We start from the raw sequence: 18488 nt of genomic DNA, 5'->3' as shown, positions 1-18488 counted from the left end.
TTCAGCGCTTACGTGCCGTGAAAAACGTCAGCACTACCGCACTCAGCAGCAAAATAGCACTCATGCCAAAAGTGCTTTGCCAGCCAACGTTATCGAACACCATGCCGCCCGCCGTGGAACCCAGGGCGATAGAGAGCTGGATCACCGCCACCATCAGTCCGCCATCGGCCTCTGCATCCTCGGGCAGAGTACGGGCGAGCCACGTCCACCATCCCGTTGGCGCTGCGGTGGCCAGCAGACCCCAGAGTCCCAACAGCAGGGCGACGATCCAGACGCTGTGCCCGGTCAGGATCAACATTCCGGCAATGATGGCCATCAGCAGGGGAATCGCCATTAACGTCTGGTAAAAACGCGCATTTAAAAAGGCGGCGATAATCAGCGTGCCAACAAATCCCGCGATACCGATGGTAAGCAGGATCAGCGACAAGCCGGAGGCGCTAACGTGGGTGACGGTTTCCAGGAATGGGCGCACGTAGGTGAATAACGCGAACTGTCCCATAAAGAACAGGCCACAGGCTAACAGGCCCACGCGCACCACAGGCTGGCGGAAAAGGCGCAATACCGTACCCTGTGCCGCCCGGTCATTCTCCATCTTCGGCAGGCTAAAGCACTGCCAGATGAATGCGATCATTGCCACCGAAACCAGGCACAGGAAGGCTCCGCGCCAGCCGATGGTGGCCCCGAGATAGCTGCCGACCGGGGCGGCTACCACCGTTGCCAGGGCATTACCGCCGTTGAAAATCGCCAGCGCACGGGAGACCTGATGTTGCGGCACCAGGCGGATGGCCGTTGCGGCAGACATGGACCAGAAGCCACCGATGGCGATCCCAATCAGGGCGCGCCCGACCATATAAACCAGGTAGCTGGAGGCAAAGGCAATAAGCAGCCCGGACGCCGCCATCAGCGCCGTCATACCCAGCAGAAGCGTTTTACGGTTCATATTCCCGGCAATATGGGTCAGGCTCAGGCTGGTCAGGACCGCCAGCGCGCCGGATATGGCAATCCCCTGGCCGGCCAGACCCTCGGTGACGCCTAAATCGCGGGCAATGGGCGTTAGCAGGCTGACCGGCATAAACTCCGAGGCAATCAGGACAAATACGCACAGGGTCATGGCAAAAATACCGCCCCAGTACGCGCGTTCGTTACTCTGTGTGGTTTGGCTCAGTGTGGACATAATCAGATTTCACGAAGGGGGAAAACAACGCCACCTGCCAGGGACAGGTGGCGGAGAGGATTACTTCAGACTGGTTTTGAAGAACTGCTCGAACTGCGCAAACGGGATCTTACCGGCGACATTGTCGTAGAGATCGACATGGTTAGCGCCCGGGACAACCACCAGCTCTTTCTGCTTGCTGCCTACGGCTTTGTAGGCATCTTCAGCGAAGTAGCGCGAGTGGGCCTTTTCACCAGTGACGATAAGTGTCGGGATGGTGATCTCTTTGGCATAGCTCAACAGCGGCATGTTCATAAACGACAGTGGCATGGTCGCGGTCCATGCGCCGATGGAGTTTACGGAGCGCTCGTGGAAACCACGCGGCACCCGGTAGTAATCAAAGAACTCTTTCAGTACCGGATGCGGATCGGCAGGTAACGCTTCCGGCAGAATACGATCAGCGGCGGTCGCTTTGCCGTTTTCGACATAAATATCATGTCCGGCATGGGCAAAGGTGCCGCTCTCTGCGTCTTTCCAGCGCTGCTCGTTCAGATACTCGAGCACAGCATGGCGATCGGCTGCCGAGTAGCGGTCTTTACCATCGCCCACGCCGTGGCCCATCGCCCGGCTCATGTCGTACATTACGCTGGTGGCGACCGCTTTCACGCGGGTGTCCATGGAGGCTGCGTTCAGCGCCATGCCGCCCCAGCCGCAGATGCCAAGGATACCGATGCGGTTACGATCCACCTCTTTTTGTAGTCCGAGGAAGTCCACCGCGGCACTGAAATCTTCGGTGTTGATATCGGGAGAAGCGACATTGCGCGGCTGGCCGCCACTTTCGCCGGTGTAAGAGGGATCGAATGCCAGGGTGACAAAGCCCTTCTCCGCCAGGGTCTGGGCATAGAGGCCGCTGGACTGCTCTTTCAACGCGCCGAACGGTCCGCTGACCGCGATCGCCGCCAGCTTGCGATCGCCCCGGTCTTTCGGCAGATAGAGATCGCCCACGAGCGTAATGCCGTAGCGGGTCTGGAAGGTGACTTTACGGTGATCGACCTTTTTGCTTTCAGCAAAGGTTTTGTCCCATGTGGTGACCATCGATACCGGGGCGTTCGGATTGGTTGTCTCTGCATAACTCATGGTTGTTACTCCACTTAAAGAGGCGCATAGCAGCATTGCAGGCATGGCCGCTGACAGTTTTTGGGTGAATGTTTTCATAAGAGGTACCGGGCTGTGTTGTGATGTTGAGGCCAGTATAGTTAGCAGAAATAGTGCTGATTAGAGGGCGAAAACTGCTAGGATTCATACCATATTGTTATAAATTGGTGGGGCATGATGGCGAAGCGGGAAAATTACAACGAACTGTATCTATTTATGCAGGTGGCGCGAGAGGGCAGCTTTACCGCTGCCGCCCAGCGGCTGGGGCTGGCGCAGTCGGGGATTAGCCGCTCTGTTCGCGACCTGGAAGAGCGGCTGGGCGTGCAACTGCTGGTGCGCACCACGCGCAGACTCTCCCTGACCCAGGCGGGGGAGCAGCTTTATCAGGCGACAGAATCTGCCTTCGATGCTCTGGATACCGGGCTTGCCACACTGGCGCACTACCGCGAAACGCCTTCCGGGACGGTACGCATTAACGCCAGCCAGCATGCCATTGATAAATGTCTGTTGCCAAAGCTGGCGGTATTTAAGCAGCGTTACCCCGATATCCGCCTGGAGCTGATGAATGAGAGCCGCTTCGTCGACATCATTGCCGAACGATTCGATGCCGGGGTCCGGCTTGGGCCGGAGGTGGGGCAGGGGATGGTCGCGGTGCGCATTACGCCCGATATGGAGATGGCGGTGGTCGGTACTCCCGATCATTTGCGTCGCTACGGCTTTCCGCAAACGCCTGCGGATTTAGCGGCCCACCCCTGCATTGCCTACCAGTTTGCCGACGGCAGCCTTTACCAGTGGGAACTGGTTCAGGAGGGTAAGAGCGTCAGGCATCGTCCCGAGGGGCAGTGGGCTCTGTCCGACAGCTACATGGAAGCCGAGGCCGCCCGGCTGGGCCTGGGACTGGCTTACGTGCCGGTTGAGCTGGTGGCAGATGATTTAGAACGCGGGACGCTGATTCGGGTGTTGCAGCGCTACAGCCTGCGCATGGACGGGCTGTTCCTCTATTATCCCCATCGCAACGTGTCGCCCGCCTTAAGAGCGGTGATCGATACGCTGAGAATGTAGATTTCCAGGCCGGGGTTGCGAAGCGCCTCCGGCGAACCATTTCTGGAAGGCGCCTCGCAAACCCCAAATTAACCCTGTGTAATTCAGGGTTAACTCTTTTCTTCACGTAATCAGGGCCGTAAAGTCTTTGCATTGCGGCATATCCGCAACCGGGCGTAGGAACCCGTGGGCATAAAGCGATCGTGTTTTGTCGCCACAGCGCATTCCCCTTTTAAAATCATGGTGGCGCTGGCGGAGCAGCTGTATGGCTGGCCGTTTTCTATGTGGGCGGTATTCCTACCTCCGTCAGCGCTACCCCCCGAGCGTAGGAACTAACGGGTGGTTAACAAAACAACATGTAGAGGAAGTTTTATGATGGCTACTGTTCCAACCCTGACTCATCTGCAGTCTGACGAAAGCGTTATTCAGCAACTTATTACCCACCCGGTGCCGGCCGATGCGGACCTTTTCGTAACCGTCGATCGTTGCGCCGCCCTGGTGAGCGTGCTGCTCGAAACCGATGATACCGCGACCCGCGCTGCACTCTGTGAACGCCTGCTGCAAACCCTTCGTCAGCTGCGACACCTCAGTGATGCCGACCTTCCGCCGCACCTGATAGCCCAACTTATCGAAGGGGAAAAACTCACCTCCTGTGTGCCGGACTGCTGGCAGGAGACCGCGATCCAGGTGGATTATGCTCTGGACCTGACGCAAGCGATTATGGGCGGAACCCTTCCTGCCAGCGTCGCGAAAGGGCTGACCGGTCTGCTGCACGATCTGGTCTGGTTGCTGGCTGCGTTTGTGAAAGAGCCCTATATTACGACGCACTGATTGCAGGCGATGTCTTAGGGGCTTGCCGCCCCTTTGATGACACTATTCAGCACTTCCCAAACGTTTATTACGGTGTCGAGCAATAACCGTAAAGCGCAGGCAAGTAACGATTTTGCGCGAAGTAAAGCGCGACACCTTGTGAGGTTATTGTCCAGTCATTCAGTACGGTTCTCCGATGCCGGGCATGCAGCCAATGTTGAGCATAATGCTCTGGCACATAAGCTAACCAATCAGAACTGATATCTCCTGGAAATCGGCTATATCAGGCCGTTCATCTATAATGACTATTGCAGTTGAAATTGCACAGGAAGCTGCACCCTGGTCAACACTCAGCTGAAAGCGTTCAAATAACGTGGCCATACAAATAAGTAAGTGAGGCCGAGAGTGACTGACTTGCCCCCAATAACACTTAAGAATTAATAAAATTCTGTTTATCCGGGAGATTAATAATGAAAATAGCCAGGTTTGTATATTCCGCTTTAATTGGCGTTGTCGCCAGCTGCCGTTCTATGACGCCGATGGCGGCCCTCGCAGCAGCACGCCTTGCCAGGCGCGACACACCGGGAAGCCTCATGCTATTGGACCGTCCGTTATTCAAATTTGGCGCGTTAGCGATGGGGGCAGGTGAGCTGTTTGGCGACAAGATGAAGTCAGCCCCGGACCGCACCGTATTTTTGGGCTTGTCAGCGCGTGTGGCCAGTGCAGGAATTGCGGGCGCCGCGTTGGCACCCAAGGGAGAAGAAAAAACCGGGGCAGCAATCGCTATCTCTGCCGCTGTGCCACTTGCGTATGCCACACTTGCGGCCCGCAAAAAAGCCATAGCAGAAATTGGGCAGACCAGAAGTGGTATAATTGAAGATACGCTCATCGTCGCTATCGGAGCAGCGGTTGTCTACTTCGCAACACGGCCAAAACGTCTTTGAACGTTCTCAGTCTTAAAAGGTTTATCCCCGGCAGGTCATAATGAAGGGGCCAGTAACGGCTTCTGGCACGAAGCGGTCTCCGGCACCTACTATGATTATGCGCGGCTTTCTGAGCTTAATCCGCAACCAGCCACATATCGGCTTCTTCAAACATCTCTTCGAGCATACGGTTCAGCTTTTCCCGATCGCTTTTACTGGCATCGCTATTCAGGCCGTTCGCCTGCATCGGCTTAACCTTCACCTCGGCATCCGGAAAGATCCGATGCACTCGCTTCGTCAGTTCAGCCAGGATGATCTCTCTGGCGCCCGGAAGCCCGGCAACATTTCGTTTGTCGTACACCAGTTCAACGAACATCACATACCCCTTATAAATACTGTTTTAATGTACAGCATTTTCACCGGGGTAATGATGCCTGTCAAGGTCGCCCGTATGACTGTATTCATAATCGTCGTGCGATGTCCTCTAACCAGTCAGGGAGGTGTGATTGATACCAGGTTTGATACAAGGAGAACGCGCTCTTTTGCCGCTCGTAAAGTAACACAATGACTTCGGTGACAATCCATGCCTTAGCGATGGCAATTTCTCTCGTTAATTCATTGACACTATGGTGATAAGTTAACGTGCAGTAGCGTTCAGCGAGGTCCGTATACGCTCGCATCGTCCCCATTCCCTTTATAAGTGGGGCAAGGTCGATAGCAGGACTCCCTTTTCCAAACCGTTCCCAGTCGAACAGCACGACCTCACCATTTTCTCTTCTTCCCCAGTTACCCGCATTGCTGTCCCCTGAAATCAGACGGTGGCCTCTAAACAGCACATCACTACGCTGCTGAAATTGCTGAAGCTGCCGTGCGCTTTTCTCAGGTAACGCCAGCAGGATGAGCGCTTTTTCGAGCGTCCTCTCTGACCATGAGTGCGGGTGGTAGTGCCATGCGGTATTCACCGGATAACGGTGCAGACGTGCCAGCATCGTGAGAACCTCATCACTGGCGACATCAGACTGTTCAACCGGGTAAGGAATATACTCCATGCATAATTTGCGTAGGGTGGCATCGGCGGAAAAGAGCGCCGGGGTCGCAATGCCCGCCTCGTTAAGCGACGTGGCAGCGCTCTGATAAAAACCAAACTCCACCGCGCCAACAGGAGACTTTTCAATAACCGCCTGGCCGCTATGACTGACCGTTAGCGCCACATTGGCGGCGCCCATTCTGGATAAATCCCGTGCAGGCATACCAGATCCTCTCAGCAGTAGCGGGTGGGTTGCTCAGGATCCAGAGTGTAACGTAAATGGGCCGTTGCGCTAAAAACTGCCGCCCGCATTGCAGGCGGCAGCCACTGTCAGAACAGAACCGAGTAGTTCAGGCCAAATGTACGGCCACGGCCTTTGTAGGTATAGAGGTTTTCAGCACCGTAGGTTGGGCTGTAGAGGCCTGGTGCGCGCTGGCCCCATGCGGTGGTGTAATCTTCATCCAGCAGGTTTTCGACGCTGAAGCTCAGCTTACCGACTGGCAGAAGGTAACTGCCCAGGAAGTCCACGGTGTTATAGCCATCGATCTTCTTACCGGCTTCATCAGAGAGGTCGAACGTCTGGGTGCTTTGCACACGCAACGTCCAGTCGCCCGGCGCCCAGGTGACCCATGCGCTCATCTTGGACGGGCTGGCGCTGTCTACCGTCAGCTTTTCCCATTTTCCGTCGACGCGGGTTTCCGATTTGATGACGTTGAAGTTTGTGCCGGTGCTCCACTCGCTGTCAGTGAAGAAATAGTCGATTTGGCCTTCAACACCGTAGATGCGACGTTCGTCATCTTCAACGTTGATGGTCATGTCGCTTTTATTAATGTTGATGGTTTTGTCAGACAGAGAGTAATAACCGGCAATCTGCGTACGCAGATTATCCCCGGTGTAGCGCCAGCCCAGCTCGTAGGCATCAACCTTGATCCCGTCGAGTTTTGAGTCGTTCACGTTCACGCTGTTGACCAGGCGATAATGGCCGTTCACCAGCTGATAGGTGCCGGAGCCGTAATATTTCGCCAGATCCGGGATCTCAAAGCCCTGGGAGAAGTTAAACCACAGCTGCTGGCGTTCGGTCAGATGTCCCAGAATACCGGCGTTAAAGAGCAGGTTGTTGTAATCCGTCTTCCCGCCCGGCACGGCGTCTGCGGAGGTCGCTCTGCCCGTGGCAATGGCCTGCTGCTGCGTGTAGCCAATAAAATCATCGACCTTGTTTTCCGTGTACTGATAGCGCACGCCACCGCTCAGGGTGATCGCGGAGAAGTCGTAGCTACTTTGCAGGAACGGGGCGAGGTTAGTGATGCTGTAGCCTGGATAGCGTCCTACGTTATAGGCATTATCCAGCTTCATGCCCCCGCTGGCCGCCGCTTTGTTGAGGTCGAAAAATTGCTGGTTGGCGTCGAAAGTTTCATGCTCGGCATCCACACCCCATGTCAGCGTCAATGCCTCCACCGGCTTGCTGTTGATGGTGAGCTTGCCGCCGTAGAAATCGGTTTTTTGCTGCGATGCGCCAATGCTGGTGACCCGACCGCCGGAAAGGGTAGGGAAGGGGTAATAGGTCAGGCTCTCATCGCGGTAGTAAATCTGGGCGAGCAGATCCTGGCCCCAGAAATCGGTATTGGAATATTGCAGGTTAATCAGGTGACGTTCGGTGCCGGGAATACGGTCGGAGTCGAGATTGTTTTTGTTATAGGCGTTGCCCGCGCCCGTTACTGCCGAGAAGTTCTCGCCCAGATAAAGGCCGTGCTTACCGTCAGATTCACTTTTGTAATACTGGGTGGTGAGCTGCAGCTGCTGATGATCGTCGATATTCAGCGTGCCGGTGCCCATCACGTCCAGACGGTCAGAGTATTGCAAACCGGTCTGGGTGTTATCGATGATCACCTCATCGCCATTGCCATCGTACCAGCCGCCAAAGCGCTGATAGGCCACTGAAAGACGCCCGGAAGCGTTATCGTTGCCGCCGCTGACCGCCGCTGCGACGTTCTCGTCATTATCGTTATGGCTGTTAAAGCCCGTTTTCAGGCCGGTCTGGAACTCCACTTCCGTTTCCGGTTGGCCCTTTTTGGTCACGATATTGATTAAGCCGCCGGTACTGCCGCCGCCGTAGAGGGAGGTGGCGCCTGAGATGACTTCGATGCGGGAAATATTAAACGGATCGATTGAATCCAGCTGGCGGCTGTCGCTGCGCGAGGAGTTTAAACGCACGCCGTCCACCATCACCATCATGGATCGACCACGCATATTCATCCCGTAGTTGGTGCGCCCCTGGCTGCTGACGTCCATGCCGGGAATTAACTGCGCCAGCACCTCTTTGAGCTCCTTACCCCCCTGAACCTGCTGTTCAATTTCAGCCTGTTCCACAACCCAGGTGGTCTGCGCCATGTCGGCGATGCTGTGATTTGTACGGCTGGCAGCGACCACCAGAGTCTCATCTTTTTGTACTTCAGCAGAGGCATTGGCGGCTAATGTCATGAATAAACATGAACTTAGCGCGCGATAACTGTGCGATTTCATTATTGTGATCATCCTGATTTTTCAACGTGCCGGAGGCATGGGCGCCCCGTAGCGCAAAAGCATCACCGCAAAGGTGATAGTGATTATCAAGATGATATGAATAATCATTTCAATGTAAACAGGTAATGTTAAAAATTGTTTCTATAATGGCATGATATTTATGGGGTTTTTGTGGGTGAATCGTAGCTCGAACCCCTGCTTAAGTGGGGCAATATCAGAGGTTGACCCACGCGTGTCGCCGTCGTCACGACAGTAACCGCTTCCTATGGTGATGAATCATCCCCGCCATTATCTGGAAGGGATCTCAGCATCGCTGATACTGCGCTCAGGCTTCATTTTTACAAGGCTCAGCGATTACCACAGGTTTTCTGAGCTTTTCTGACAGCCGCAGGCTCATCAGCGCCAGCAAAATAAAGGAGATTGATATGCCGGCCAGCCCGTAAAACCCCGCCAGGGGATAAACCCACGAAGCTACCGCAGAGCCAAATCCGATGCCGCCGAACATAAAGGCGCTGGTCAGCGCCAGAGCGATACCACGGTGCCGGACAGACGACAGTTCAACGATCCTGCGTTGTTGGCTGGGCCAGAGCAGATCGGTGGCAAAGGCCCAGACAACGAGCATCACCAGCAACACGCCCAACATTTTCGGCAGCAGGGCAATCAGCATGGTGTCTACAACCAGCAGCGTCATGCCCGCCATCAACAACCTTTCAGACGTAAAGCGCGCGGCGGCTCGGGTGACCCAGAGGTTGCCCAGCACGCCAGCGATGCCCAGTACCGCAAGCGCTGCGGAGAGAGCCTGCGTCCCGCCGGTGTAGGTATCGCGTATAAGCGGGGCGATGAACGAATAAAAGCTGTAAACGCCGGAGGTAATGAAAAACACCACCAGGAATGCCGTCAGGTATTTGCCTTGTGACAGGACGCTGACCATTTCAGTGAGTCGGATGCGCGACCCTGCGCTCTCATCCGGCACTGTCAGGAGAATATTCAGCCCGCTCAGCAGGCTTATCACACCCACCAGGGCAAAAAGCGCTTTTGCTCCCCACAGGCTGGCAATCCACGCGGCGAGGGGAATACCGGCGAGGCTCGCCATCGATACCCCAAGCAGCACCATCCCGATCGCGCGACCGCGTTGCTCTTCATGAACCAGCTCTGAACCCAGCGCAACCAGCACCGGGCCGATAAATCCTGCCCCTGCGCCCATCAGTATGCGGGAGGCGAGGAGCGCATCGTAGGAGGGTGACAGCGCAAACGCGAAGGCGCCAGAGCCAAAAAGCCCGATGCCCGTGAGCACCAGCTGACGGCGGCGCCAGTGGCCAAACATCACCTGAACCAGCGGGGCGGCCAGGGCAAAGGTCAGGCCGAAAATACTCAGTAAGCGTGCGCTCTGCGCATCGGTCAGCTGCCAGGCGGCGGAAATAGCGGGCAGGCTGCCCGCGACAGAGAGCGCACCGGTCGCCTGGACAAAATAAGCGATGCTCAGCGCGCGCAGGGCGCGGCGCTGGGAAGCGGTGATAACAGCGTTCATGATTCATCTCCGGAAAAGAACAGGAGCGCGAGGCCCCTGCAGAGCTTACTGAACAGGGATTGGGTTATCCGCAACTGACTGGTTGAACTGGTTCACCAGGGCATGTTCGTTTGCCCCCGGGTTATCGCGCACAGGCAGCACGCGATCGACGATAGCTTCAATGATGTCTGTACCGAGCTTGTCAAACGTCTCGCTGATGAATGCATCCAGCGGCATGGCGCGCGGGTCACCACTTTTGTAAATCAGATCCGTATCCACCCACGGCGGAGAAATTTCGATGACCTGCACGCTGGTGTCGCGCAGCAGGAAGCGCTGGGAAAGGGTGTAGGAGTGAATCGCGGCTTTCGTCGCCGAATAGAGCGCGTTGGTGGCCAGCGGCAGGAAGGCCAGCACCGAGCTGTTGTTGATCAATACGGCGTCCGGCTGCTGTTTGAGGTGCTCAATAAACGCCGCGCTGACGCGCACCGGCCCCAGAATGTTAGTGTTCAGCAGCGTAACCGCCTGGGCGTCATCCAGCTCGCCTGCCGCATTGTCAAACGGCATGATACCGGCATTATTGATGACCACGTTCAGGGCCGGATAGCGCTTCAGCACCTGCTCTGCGGCGGCCTGAATGCTGTCGGCGCGTGTCACATCCAGCACCACATAATCCATGCCCGGACTGGCGGCGGTGACATCTTTCAGCAGCGCCTCCCGGCGCCCGGAGATGATCACCTGGTTACCCAGCTGATGGAATTTTTCTGCCATCGCGCGGCCAATGCCAGAGGTACCGCCGGTAATGAAGATAGTGTTATTGGTCAGTTTCATGGTCTTACTCCTTCGCAGAATCGTTAAGGGACGGAATGGTAATGCGTGGGTCGCGAGCAAATCCGATGAGCGCCATTGTCACAGCACGGCGTGGCGGTGGCGCGGACCAGGTGGGCGTGCTGCGTCATGTTGTTCACCTTGTCAGTTATCGGGTTGGTGAATACATAGTACGCAGTCAGATGCCGGCGCGGCTGACGAGAAAGGTCGTGATTTCGGACATCATGATGGCCTGAGATCGGCCATCATGCGTGGAGAGGGAGAGGAGCCAGAAAAAGAGGACGATCAGGCTTTGCCGGTGCGCAGCGACTGAGGCGGAATGCCGTAACCCCGGATAAAGACCTCCCGCATATGGCGGCGATCGCGAAAGCCGGATTCACGGGCAATGACCTCCATCGACAGCTTGCTCTGCTCGATCAGTAGTCGGGCATTTTCCAGCCGCAGTCCTTCAATCGCTTTGGCTGGCGATTTTCCCGTTTCAGTGCGGAACAGGCGGCTGAGCTGCCGCGCGCTGACGTGGACCGCATCCGCAATGCTCTCGATGGTCAGGGGTTTGCTGAGGTTGTTACGCGCATACTCCAGGGCTGACTGCAGACGGTCGCTGCGGGGGGCGAGCATCAGCATCTCAGAGTGCTGCGTCTGCCCGCCGGAGCGCCGATGGTGCATCACCAGCAGATGGGCCACGCTACGGGCCACCTCGGCCCCCAGGTCTTTCTCAACCATGCCCAGCGCCATATCCAGGCCGGCGGTAAGCCCCGCAGAGGTCCAGATATAATCGTCAATGATAAAGATGCGGTCCTCTTCGACGCGGGTAGTGGGATGCAGGGTCTTGAGACTCTGCGCGTGCAACCAGTGAGTGGTGGCGCGACGATCAGATAACAGACCCGCCTGACCCAGCACGAACGCCCCGGTACAGATCCCCGCCACCCGTCTCGCCCGGGGGGCGTGCGTCTGCAGAAACTCAACGATACCCGGTGATGCTGGCAGTTCCAGGGGCGTTAACACGCCCGCCACCAGCCAGGTGTCAATCTCCATGTTGGCAGCGACTGGCTGGCTGTCAACGCCGAAGCCGTAAGAGGTTTTCACAGAACCGCCGCGTTCTGAATAAACGTTACAATCATAAAAAGGTTCGCCAGCTACCTGGTTCGCAAACTCAAAGATACTCAGCGTGGACAATCCCAGAACCTGAAAATGATCGGAAATCAGTAAGCCTACCCGGTGCATCATTGTCTCCTGATACTCCTTTGACCAATACGTATCTGCGGTCACTCTGGAAGAAACCAGGATGAACACAGACGTTGACTGCGTGTTTCTGGATGATGCGGAAGCACACATTGCCCGCCAGGCACAGCAGGCGGGGGCAGAATATAAAATCACCGCAAGCGATAGCGGCAATCAGGTTGATATGACCGCAACGCTGTCAAAATAAGCCCAGTAAGGCCATTTCCCTGAAATGGCCTTTTATCAGGCGCTGTCCGCGGGTTGCGCATCCTGAGCACCCGGCAAAAAAGCAGGATGAGTGTGCATTAGCGCCGTGACAGCTTTGAGTTTTTCACGCAGCTGCGCATGTAGCTCGCGTATCGCAGGCGAGAACTGTTTACGGTGAGGGCAGATAAGGTTAAGTGGCACCGCCTCCCCAGGCTGATCCGGCAGCAACACCTCAAGCCGGCCTGCCAGCACGTCTGCGCTGACATCGATCCAGGATTTATAGGCAATACCCATTCCCGCCACGGCCCAGCGACGGGCAAGATCCGCATCGTCACACAGCATCCGGCTGCTCACCGTCAGCTGGCGTTTGCCGCCCCTTTCGGGGAAGGTCCATCTGTCATAAACGTGACCGTTCAGCGTATAAAGCAGACAGTGATGCAGAGCCAGATCGTCGAGCTGTCGTGGGCGGCCCTTCTTATTCAGATAGGCGGGAGAGGCGACCAGCACACGCCGGTTATCTTCCGCCAGAGGCAGCGCAACGTAGCTGCTGTTTTCCAGAACGCCGTAGCGGATAGCTACGTCCACCGGATCGCGAAACACATCGCTGACGTTATCGGACATGAATATGCGCAGCGATACTCCGGGATGCTTCTCGCAGAACGCGGTGATCACCGGCAGTAAAACGTTGCGTCCGAGATCTGAGGGGACGGAAATTTTTAGCTCACCCTGGATCTCATTTTCTCCGCTCTGAAGTCGCTCCGCGCCCGCCTGCAGAATATTCAGCATCTCCTGCGCATAGGGTAGCCAGGCTTCCCCTTCGGCGGTGAGACGCAGGCTGCGGGTTGAGCGGGCAAACAGCCGTTTATTCAGATCCCGCTCAAGGCGATTGACCGCCGCGCTGACCTGGCCGGGGAGAATATCGGCTTCACGCGCGGCGCTGGAAAAACTGCCCAGCGCGGCGGAACGGACGAACAAGGTCACATCTTCAAGACGTATCATGCAGACTCCAGAGTAGGAAAGGTTTTCTGTTTCACGCTGACAGAGGGCTTATCGTTAGCGGGCAGGCTTCAGCCAGGGTAGACCAGATATTCTCAGCCATCACGTCGCGGTTCTCTCCGGAGTCCTCTTCAGGAATGTTAAGCCCTGGCTGCGCCACAATTGCGCTGCGGAAGTTGCGCACAAGGGTCAGCGCTTCGACAGGCTCGCGGCAAGCGTTAACCAGAAAACAGCCGTCAAAGGCGGGATTGTTGAAGGGCGCTGCCCTCAATATAGTCCCAGCCATGCGGTTGTTTTTGCAGCAAAAACCAATCGCTTTAATATGCGTTCTGTGCGTCAAAAAAGCCAGACTGCGGAAAATAAAAAACCGATCGGTTTAAAATGCCTTGCTTGTTGAGCAAGGCCGCGCCGGGCCTGGCAAAACCTGTTGCAGGGGGCGCACCCGCTATATCTTCGTTAACGAAAAAAGGCCCAGCGCTTCACGCACCGGGCCCGTTAAAAGTAAAAAATCAGGAGAGGCGTGGGGTTACGCTCTCCTGCGTCGCTGACGTTATAAACCCTCAGCTCACTTTGGGAAAATCGACAACGGTGTCGTTCACGCGGTTAACCATATTGGTAAAAAGGATGGCGCTAACGGCACCGATAGTTTCCACGACCTGCTGCTCGCTGAATCCCGCCTGACGGAAGGTCTCGACGTGCTCAGCCGCCACGGTACCGCGGGATGAAACCAGGTACTGAACAAACTTCACCAGCGCATCAATGTGCGCATCCTCGCTGAAGCGGGCTTCGCGTAATTCATGCGTCTGATCGTCAGTGTATCCGGCCTTTTTTGCCATCAGCGTATGTGCCGCCAGGCAGTAGTCACAGCCAGACTCTTCGCTTACCGCAAGGTTAATGGCTTCCAGCTCACGCGCACTGAGACTCCCCTTATGCAGTGTGGCGTTCAGTTGCAGCATCTGGCCCAGTATTTCCGGGGAATGCGTGCCAATGGTCAGATAAGCATTCGGTACTTTACCCATGCTGCCTTTGATAGCGCTGAACAGCTGTGCGGTTTTACCGGTTGCTTCGCCTTCGGTGATGGCATGTAAGCGGCTCATCATTTGCTCCTGATTTCATTGCGGTAAGTGTCAGGTGACAGAACGTGAATTGTTTTGTCACGCCGGGTTCAGGAGCACACTACTGCGCCAGAAGAAGAGGAAAAAGACCGCAGCCGAATTAAGACTTTCTCTCGAGGAGGTTAAATGGAGCTGATTACAGCGTCATAAGCATTACGTTGCATCTTATCGTACACCGTCAGTAAGACCCCAGGCAGCTTGAGCCAGCAGCGTAATCGAAGCTATACACCCGTAAACCCGGCTGCGGTAAATATTCCCATTAAATCAGGGGGAGGAGAATCATCCCCTATACTGACAACTGCGGTTGTCATTTCCACAGGAGGCGACGCGCGGTTAATGACCTGACATCAATCTTACCTATGACCATCAGGAGAACCCTATGCAGAAACGTAATAACCTGAAAATGCTGCTGACCGCATCGGCAGTAGCCGCGATGTTCTGCACCGTCGGTGTGCAGGCCCAGTCGACAAGCGCCGCCCAGAGCAGCGCCACAAACCAGACTGCAGCGGGCGAAAAGCTCAGCTCGGGTGACGAAAAAGCGTTGAAGGATATGGCCCAGGCCAATATCAATGAGGTTGCCGCCGCTAAAATCGCGCTGAGCAAGGCGCAGAGCAGCGACGTTAAAGCCTTCGCCCAGAAGATGGTCGACGACCACGGTAATGCCCTGACTAAAGTGCAGGGGGTCGCCGAGAAAAAAGGTGTGACCCTGCCGACCGAGCCGGACGCGCAACATAAAGCGATGGCAGATAAGCTGGAAAAAGCGAGCGGCGATGACTTTGACAAGATGTATATGGAAAACGCCGGCACCAAGGATCATAAGATGGTGCTCTCTAAGCTGCAAAGTGACGCCAAAAACATCAAGGATCCCGATGTGAAGGCCCTGGCCGACGAGCACACCCCGGTGGTGGAGCAGCACCTTAAGTCAGCCGAGCAAATGATGATGGACTCCGATAAGAAAGATAACAAGTAACCCGATTGTCCGGAGGGCGCGGCTATCCAGCGCCCTCCAGGGCACCACCACAGTGCACCATCCCCGTACGCCCTCCCCAAAACGGTGAAGCCTGAGGCTTACAAAACGCCAACCTGTTAATAAACCTCATAAAAAATTTCTGGCACACCCTTTGCTTTAATCAATGTGAAAGGGCAGTGCACCACACAATCTGAAAAATAGCTGGCTAGGGTTCCGGTTCACGTATGTGGATGGCTGGTCCAAGAGCTGGCGACCTCTGAGAGGTTACACGGCGGGACAAAAGCCCGGGAGACAGCAGCACCCTCGGTGTCGCGCTGCCCCCTAATTTTGTGCCACTCAGAGGTCAAGCATGAAGAAAACGCCATTACTCCGCACCCTTGTATTGTCGCTGGCGATGCTGGTCAGTCTCCCCACCTTTGCCGCCGTCAAAAAAGAGTTTAACGTCTGCTGGACCATCTACGCCGGGTGGATGCCCTGGGGCACGATCAGCACCAGCAAAATCATCGATAAATGGGCCGATAAATACGGCATCAAGATCAACGTCGTACAGCTCAACGACTACATCGAATCCATCAACCAGTACACCGCCGGCCAGTTTGACGGCTGCACCATGACCAACATGGACGCCCTGACCATTCCGGCGGCGGGCGGGGTGGATACCACGGCGCTGATCCTCGGCAGCTACTCGGAAGGCAACGATGGCGTGGTAATGAAGGGCGAGGGCAAGACCCTCAATGACCTGAAAGGGATGAAAATCTACCTGCCGGAACTCTCCGTTTCCCACTATCTGCTGGTGCGCGGGCTGGAGAAGGCCGGGCTGGCAGAGAAAGATGTCACCGTGGTCAACACCTCGGATGCGGATATCGTCTCCGCCTTCGGCACCGACAGCGTGAAGGCCGCCGTCGCCTGGAATCCGCAGCTCTCTGTTATCAAAGGCACGCCAAAAACCACCGAGGTGTTTAGCTCCTCGCAGGTGCCGGGCGAGCTGATTGACATGATGGTGGTTAACAGCGAAACCCTGAAGGATAACCCGGCGCTGGGCAAAGCCCTTACCGGGGCATGGTACGAAATGATGGGCCTGATGAAAGCCCAGGATGCCACTGCTCTTAATGCGATGGCAGCAGCGTCCGGCACCGATCTGACGGGCTATCAGGCGCAGCTGAAAACCACCCACCTGTTCTACACCCCGCAGGAGAACCTGGCGTTTGTCACCTCACCGGATCTGGCAAAAACCATGCAGCGCGTGGCGGCGTTCTCCTTTGATAAAGGGCTGCTGGGTGAGGGGGCACAGAGCGCCGATTTCATCGGCATGCGTTTCCCGGGGGACGTTACTCAGGGCGATGCGGGCAACGTAAAGCTGCGCTTTGATGACAGCTTCGTGAAAATGGCCGTTGCTGGCCAGCTGTGATGACGGACGGAGTCTCCATGCGACAGATTAATCGCCATCCCACCTCCGGCATGCGGCTGATGCTTGTGATGTTGCCGTTTGTCCTGCTGCTGGCGGCCTACTTTTTTGGCTCGGCGGTGCGGCTGGACGCTAACCCACACGACAAGCTGCTGCCCGGCCTGCAACAGATGCTGGATGCGATCTCCCGGATGGCCTTCACCCCGGACAAGCGCAGCGGAGAGTACCTGTTCTGGGTCGACACCCTGGTGAGTCTGGCCCGGCTGCTGGTGGGGCTGGCGATTGCGTCGCTTATTGGCCTCTGCATTGGCGTGACCGCCGGGGTCTTCCCCCTGTGGCGCGCCTCGCTCTCGCCGCTGATGACGGTGCTGTCGATGATCCCGCCTCTGGCGATTCTGCCGGTGCTGTTTATCGTCTTCGGCCTGGATGAGCTTTCGAAAATAATGCTGATTGTGATCGGCATTACCCCGATGCTGGCCCGGGATCTGGAGCACCGCGCCTGTGAAATCCCACCGGAAATTCTGATCAAAGCCCAGACGCTGGGGGCCAACAGCTGGACGCTGGTGCTGCGGGTGGTGCTGCCGCAGCTGCTCTCGCGTCTGCTCACCTCCCTGCGCCTGCTGCTCGGTTCCGCGTGGTTATTCCTCATCTCGGCGGAGGCAATCTCTTCGACTGCCGGGCTGGGATACCGCATTTTCCTCGTGCGCCGCTATATGGCCATGGATGTGATTATCCCTTACGTCCTGTGGATCACGCTGCTGGCCTGGCTGATGGATCTCGCCCTGCGCCAGCTGCACAAGCGTTGTTTCCCGTGGGCAGAAGGAGGCAAAGCATGAGTTTTATCACCATCGACAATATCTGGCAGGAGTATGGCGACCACGTGGTGCTGGAGCGCCTGAATCTGCAGATTAAAGAGGGCGAGTTCTGCTCGATGGTCGGCGCGTCCGGCTGTGGGAAATCGACCTTTCTGCGCCTGCTCCTCGGCCAGGAAAAACCGAGCCGGGGCACTATCACCCTCGACGGTAAAACCCTGGTCGCCGAGCCGGACAGTCACCGGGGCGTGGTGTTCCAGCGTTACTCCGTCTTTCCGCACCTCAGCGTGCTGGATAACGTCGCTATCGGCCTCGAACTGCCGCAATCTCCGCTACTCGGACGGCTGTTTGGTGCGAAAAAACGCGCTGCCCGGGAACAGGCGGCGGAGATGCTGACCAAAGTGGGGCTTGGCCATGCGCTGGATAAATACCCGGCGCAGCTCTCCGGCGGGATGCAGCAGCGCCTCGCCATCGCCCAGGCTTTTATCATGCAGCCCCGCGTCCTGCTGCTGGATGAGCCCTTTGGCGCGCTGGATCCCGGCATCCGCAAAGAGATGCATGCGCTGCTGCTGCAGCTGTGGGGCGAAACCCGCATGACGGTCTTCATGGTCACCCACGATCTCTCCGAAGGCTTCAACCTCGGCACCCGTCTGCTGGTGTTCGACAAAGTGCGCCTCGATCCGCAGGCCCCGAACGCCTACGGGGCGCGCATTACCTACGACATTCCGCTCAACGAGAGACGGCTCTCCAGCCTGAGCGGAACGACTCACGACAACGTTTATGCCTTAAGGGGTTAACGCT

Annotated in this window: 19 protein-coding genes and 1 riboswitch; of the genes, 8 read left to right on the top strand and 11 right to left on the bottom strand. The window is 56.6% G+C overall.

The genetic code is table 11. The features are described from left to right. Position 1: 1 nt before the first annotated feature. Together C3406_RS10725 and C3406_RS10720 are read right to left on the bottom strand one after the other, a co-directional pair. Positions 2–1174, bottom strand: coding sequence for an MFS transporter (locus C3406_RS10725; RefSeq protein ID WP_103824496.1), 1173 nt, complete (start codon positions 1172–1174; stop codon positions 2–4). A gap of 60 nt (positions 1175–1234) precedes the next feature. Further along, positions 1235–2368 (bottom strand): alpha/beta hydrolase, encoded by a 1134-nt coding sequence (locus C3406_RS10720; RefSeq protein ID WP_103824495.1) that lies wholly within the window; start codon positions 2366–2368, stop codon positions 1235–1237. A 117-nt stretch (positions 2369–2485) separates the two neighbouring features. On the opposite strand from C3406_RS10720, the gene C3406_RS10715 reads away from it, so the two are divergent. The 3 genes from C3406_RS10715 (at position 2486) to C3406_RS10705 (ending at position 5103) form a co-directional block, all read left to right on the top strand. Further along, a complete protein-coding gene (locus C3406_RS10715; RefSeq protein ID WP_103824494.1) occupies positions 2486–3370 on the top strand; it encodes a LysR family transcriptional regulator in 885 nt (294 codons plus the stop codon). A gap of 354 nt (positions 3371–3724) precedes the next feature. Beyond that, entirely contained in the window at positions 3725–4180 is a 456-nt protein-coding gene (locus C3406_RS10710; RefSeq protein ID WP_103824573.1) for a hypothetical protein, read from the top strand. A 449-nt stretch (positions 4181–4629) separates the two neighbouring features. Continuing rightward, the gene (locus tag C3406_RS10705) at positions 4630–5103 is read left to right on the top strand and encodes a hypothetical protein (RefSeq protein ID WP_103824493.1); all 474 of its coding nucleotides are present in this window, start codon (positions 4630–4632) and stop codon (positions 5101–5103) included. 115 nt (positions 5104–5218) lie between these two features. Here the strand turns inward: C3406_RS10705 and C3406_RS10700 are convergent, their stop codons facing one another. From C3406_RS10700 to C3406_RS10670, 6 genes are all read right to left on the bottom strand, one after another. Next, on the bottom strand, positions 5219–5458 hold the full coding sequence (locus tag C3406_RS10700) for a DinI family protein (protein ID WP_103179457.1): 240 nt from the start codon (positions 5456–5458) through the stop codon (positions 5219–5221). Between the two features lie 85 nt (positions 5459–5543). Continuing rightward, positions 5544–6332: a phosphotransferase family protein gene (locus tag C3406_RS10695; protein ID WP_103824492.1), complete on the bottom strand. Its 789-nt coding sequence runs from the start codon at positions 6330–6332 to the stop codon at positions 5544–5546. A 107-nt stretch (positions 6333–6439) separates the two neighbouring features. After that, complete coding sequence (locus C3406_RS10690; RefSeq protein WP_103824491.1) at positions 6440–8629, bottom strand: TonB-dependent siderophore receptor; 2190 nt, start codon at positions 8627–8629, stop codon at positions 6440–6442. Between the two features lie 325 nt (positions 8630–8954). Next, positions 8955–10157 carry an MFS transporter gene (locus C3406_RS10685; RefSeq protein WP_103824490.1) on the bottom strand — a complete coding sequence of 401 codons (1203 nt, stop codon included), beginning with the start codon at positions 10155–10157 and terminating at the stop codon, positions 8955–8957. Positions 10158–10202: 45 nt separating this feature from the next. After that, entirely contained in the window at positions 10203–10964 is a 762-nt protein-coding gene (locus C3406_RS10680; RefSeq protein WP_103824489.1) for an SDR family oxidoreductase, read from the bottom strand. 282 nt (positions 10965–11246) lie between these two features. Further along, positions 11247–12185 (bottom strand): GlxA family transcriptional regulator, encoded by a 939-nt coding sequence (locus C3406_RS10670; RefSeq protein ID WP_103824572.1) that lies wholly within the window; start codon positions 12183–12185, stop codon positions 11247–11249. Between the two features lie 61 nt (positions 12186–12246). Here C3406_RS10670 and C3406_RS26010 point away from each other — a divergent pair, with 61 nt between their 5' ends. Further along, positions 12247–12390, top strand: a complete 144-nt coding sequence (locus tag C3406_RS26010; RefSeq protein ID WP_146052364.1) for a DUF1471 domain-containing protein — start codon at positions 12247–12249, stop codon at positions 12388–12390. 35 nt (positions 12391–12425) lie between these two features. Here C3406_RS26010 and C3406_RS10660 read toward each other — a convergent pair whose 3' ends face one another. The 3 genes from C3406_RS10660 to C3406_RS10650 form a co-directional block, all read right to left on the bottom strand. Continuing rightward, a complete protein-coding gene (locus tag C3406_RS10660; protein WP_103824487.1) occupies positions 12426–13388 on the bottom strand; it encodes a LysR family transcriptional regulator in 963 nt (320 codons plus the stop codon). A 31-nt stretch (positions 13389–13419) separates the two neighbouring features. Beyond that, positions 13420–13671 (bottom strand): hypothetical protein, encoded by a 252-nt coding sequence (locus C3406_RS10655; RefSeq protein WP_146052363.1) that lies wholly within the window; start codon positions 13669–13671, stop codon positions 13420–13422. A gap of 274 nt (positions 13672–13945) precedes the next feature. Then, on the bottom strand, positions 13946–14482 hold the full coding sequence (locus tag C3406_RS10650) for a carboxymuconolactone decarboxylase family protein (RefSeq protein WP_103824485.1): 537 nt from the start codon (positions 14480–14482) through the stop codon (positions 13946–13948). A gap of 397 nt (positions 14483–14879) precedes the next feature. Between C3406_RS10650 and C3406_RS10645 the strand changes: the two genes are divergently transcribed. The 4 genes from C3406_RS10645 to C3406_RS10630 all read left to right on the top strand — a co-directional run bounded on the left by C3406_RS10645 (position 14880) and on the right by C3406_RS10630 (position 18484). Then, a complete protein-coding gene (locus C3406_RS10645) occupies positions 14880–15470 on the top strand; it encodes a DUF4142 domain-containing protein (RefSeq protein ID WP_103824484.1) in 591 nt (196 codons plus the stop codon). A 194-nt stretch (positions 15471–15664) separates the two neighbouring features. Then, positions 15665–15763, top strand: a riboswitch (guanidine-I (ykkC/yxkD leader). Positions 15764–15819: 56 nt separating this feature from the next. Continuing rightward, positions 15820–16878, top strand: a complete 1059-nt coding sequence (locus C3406_RS10640; protein WP_103824483.1) for a putative urea ABC transporter substrate-binding protein — start codon at positions 15820–15822, stop codon at positions 16876–16878. A 17-nt stretch (positions 16879–16895) separates the two neighbouring features. Next, positions 16896–17711, top strand: a complete 816-nt coding sequence (locus tag C3406_RS10635; RefSeq protein WP_103824482.1) for an ABC transporter permease — start codon at positions 16896–16898, stop codon at positions 17709–17711. Beyond that, positions 17708–18484: an ABC transporter ATP-binding protein gene (locus tag C3406_RS10630; protein ID WP_103824481.1), complete on the top strand. Its 777-nt coding sequence runs from the start codon at positions 17708–17710 to the stop codon at positions 18482–18484. Before C3406_RS10635 ends, C3406_RS10630 begins: the two co-directional genes overlap by 4 nt. Positions 18485–18488 lie beyond the last annotated feature (4 nt).

The sequence above is a fragment of the Leclercia sp. LSNIH8 genome (genome assembly GCF_002920195.1).
Classification (GTDB): Bacteria; Pseudomonadota; Gammaproteobacteria; order Enterobacterales; family Enterobacteriaceae; genus Enterobacter.
The sequence above is the reverse complement of the archived record's forward strand: the minus strand, read 5'-3'. Positions and strand labels throughout refer to the sequence as shown.

Excerpts from the sequence above, each read along its gene's own strand:
- C3406_RS10725 (WP_103824496.1), bottom strand. The coding sequence starts at position 1,174 with ATGTCCACACTGAGCCAAACCACACAGAGTAACGAACGCGCGTACTGG.
- C3406_RS10720 (WP_103824495.1), bottom strand. The coding sequence starts at position 2,368 with ATGAAAACATTCACCCAAAAACTGTCAGCGGCCATGCCTGCAATGCTG.
- C3406_RS10715 (WP_103824494.1), top strand. The coding sequence starts at position 2,486 with ATGGCGAAGCGGGAAAATTACAACGAACTGTATCTATTTATGCAGGTG.
- C3406_RS10710 (WP_103824573.1), top strand. The coding sequence starts at position 3,725 with ATGGCTACTGTTCCAACCCTGACTCATCTGCAGTCTGACGAAAGCGTT.
- C3406_RS10705 (WP_103824493.1), top strand. The coding sequence starts at position 4,630 with ATGAAAATAGCCAGGTTTGTATATTCCGCTTTAATTGGCGTTGTCGCC.
- C3406_RS10700 (WP_103179457.1), bottom strand. The coding sequence starts at position 5,458 with ATGTTCGTTGAACTGGTGTACGACAAACGAAATGTTGCCGGGCTTCCG.
- C3406_RS10695 (WP_103824492.1), bottom strand. The coding sequence starts at position 6,332 with ATGCCTGCACGGGATTTATCCAGAATGGGCGCCGCCAATGTGGCGCTA.
- C3406_RS10690 (WP_103824491.1), bottom strand. The coding sequence starts at position 8,629 with ATGAAATCGCACAGTTATCGCGCGCTAAGTTCATGTTTATTCATGACA.
- C3406_RS10685 (WP_103824490.1), bottom strand. The coding sequence starts at position 10,157 with ATGAACGCTGTTATCACCGCTTCCCAGCGCCGCGCCCTGCGCGCGCTG.
- C3406_RS10680 (WP_103824489.1), bottom strand. The coding sequence starts at position 10,964 with ATGAAACTGACCAATAACACTATCTTCATTACCGGCGGTACCTCTGGC.
- C3406_RS10670 (WP_103824572.1), bottom strand. The coding sequence starts at position 12,185 with ATGCACCGGGTAGGCTTACTGATTTCCGATCATTTTCAGGTTCTGGGA.
- C3406_RS26010 (WP_146052364.1), top strand. The coding sequence starts at position 12,247 with ATGAACACAGACGTTGACTGCGTGTTTCTGGATGATGCGGAAGCACAC.
- C3406_RS10660 (WP_103824487.1), bottom strand. The coding sequence starts at position 13,388 with ATGATACGTCTTGAAGATGTGACCTTGTTCGTCCGTTCCGCCGCGCTG.
- C3406_RS10655 (WP_146052363.1), bottom strand. The coding sequence starts at position 13,671 with ATGGCTGGGACTATATTGAGGGCAGCGCCCTTCAACAATCCCGCCTTT.
- C3406_RS10650 (WP_103824485.1), bottom strand. The coding sequence starts at position 14,482 with ATGAGCCGCTTACATGCCATCACCGAAGGCGAAGCAACCGGTAAAACC.
- C3406_RS10645 (WP_103824484.1), top strand. The coding sequence starts at position 14,880 with ATGCAGAAACGTAATAACCTGAAAATGCTGCTGACCGCATCGGCAGTA.
- C3406_RS10640 (WP_103824483.1), top strand. The coding sequence starts at position 15,820 with ATGAAGAAAACGCCATTACTCCGCACCCTTGTATTGTCGCTGGCGATG.
- C3406_RS10635 (WP_103824482.1), top strand. The coding sequence starts at position 16,896 with ATGCGACAGATTAATCGCCATCCCACCTCCGGCATGCGGCTGATGCTT.
- C3406_RS10630 (WP_103824481.1), top strand. The coding sequence starts at position 17,708 with ATGAGTTTTATCACCATCGACAATATCTGGCAGGAGTATGGCGACCAC.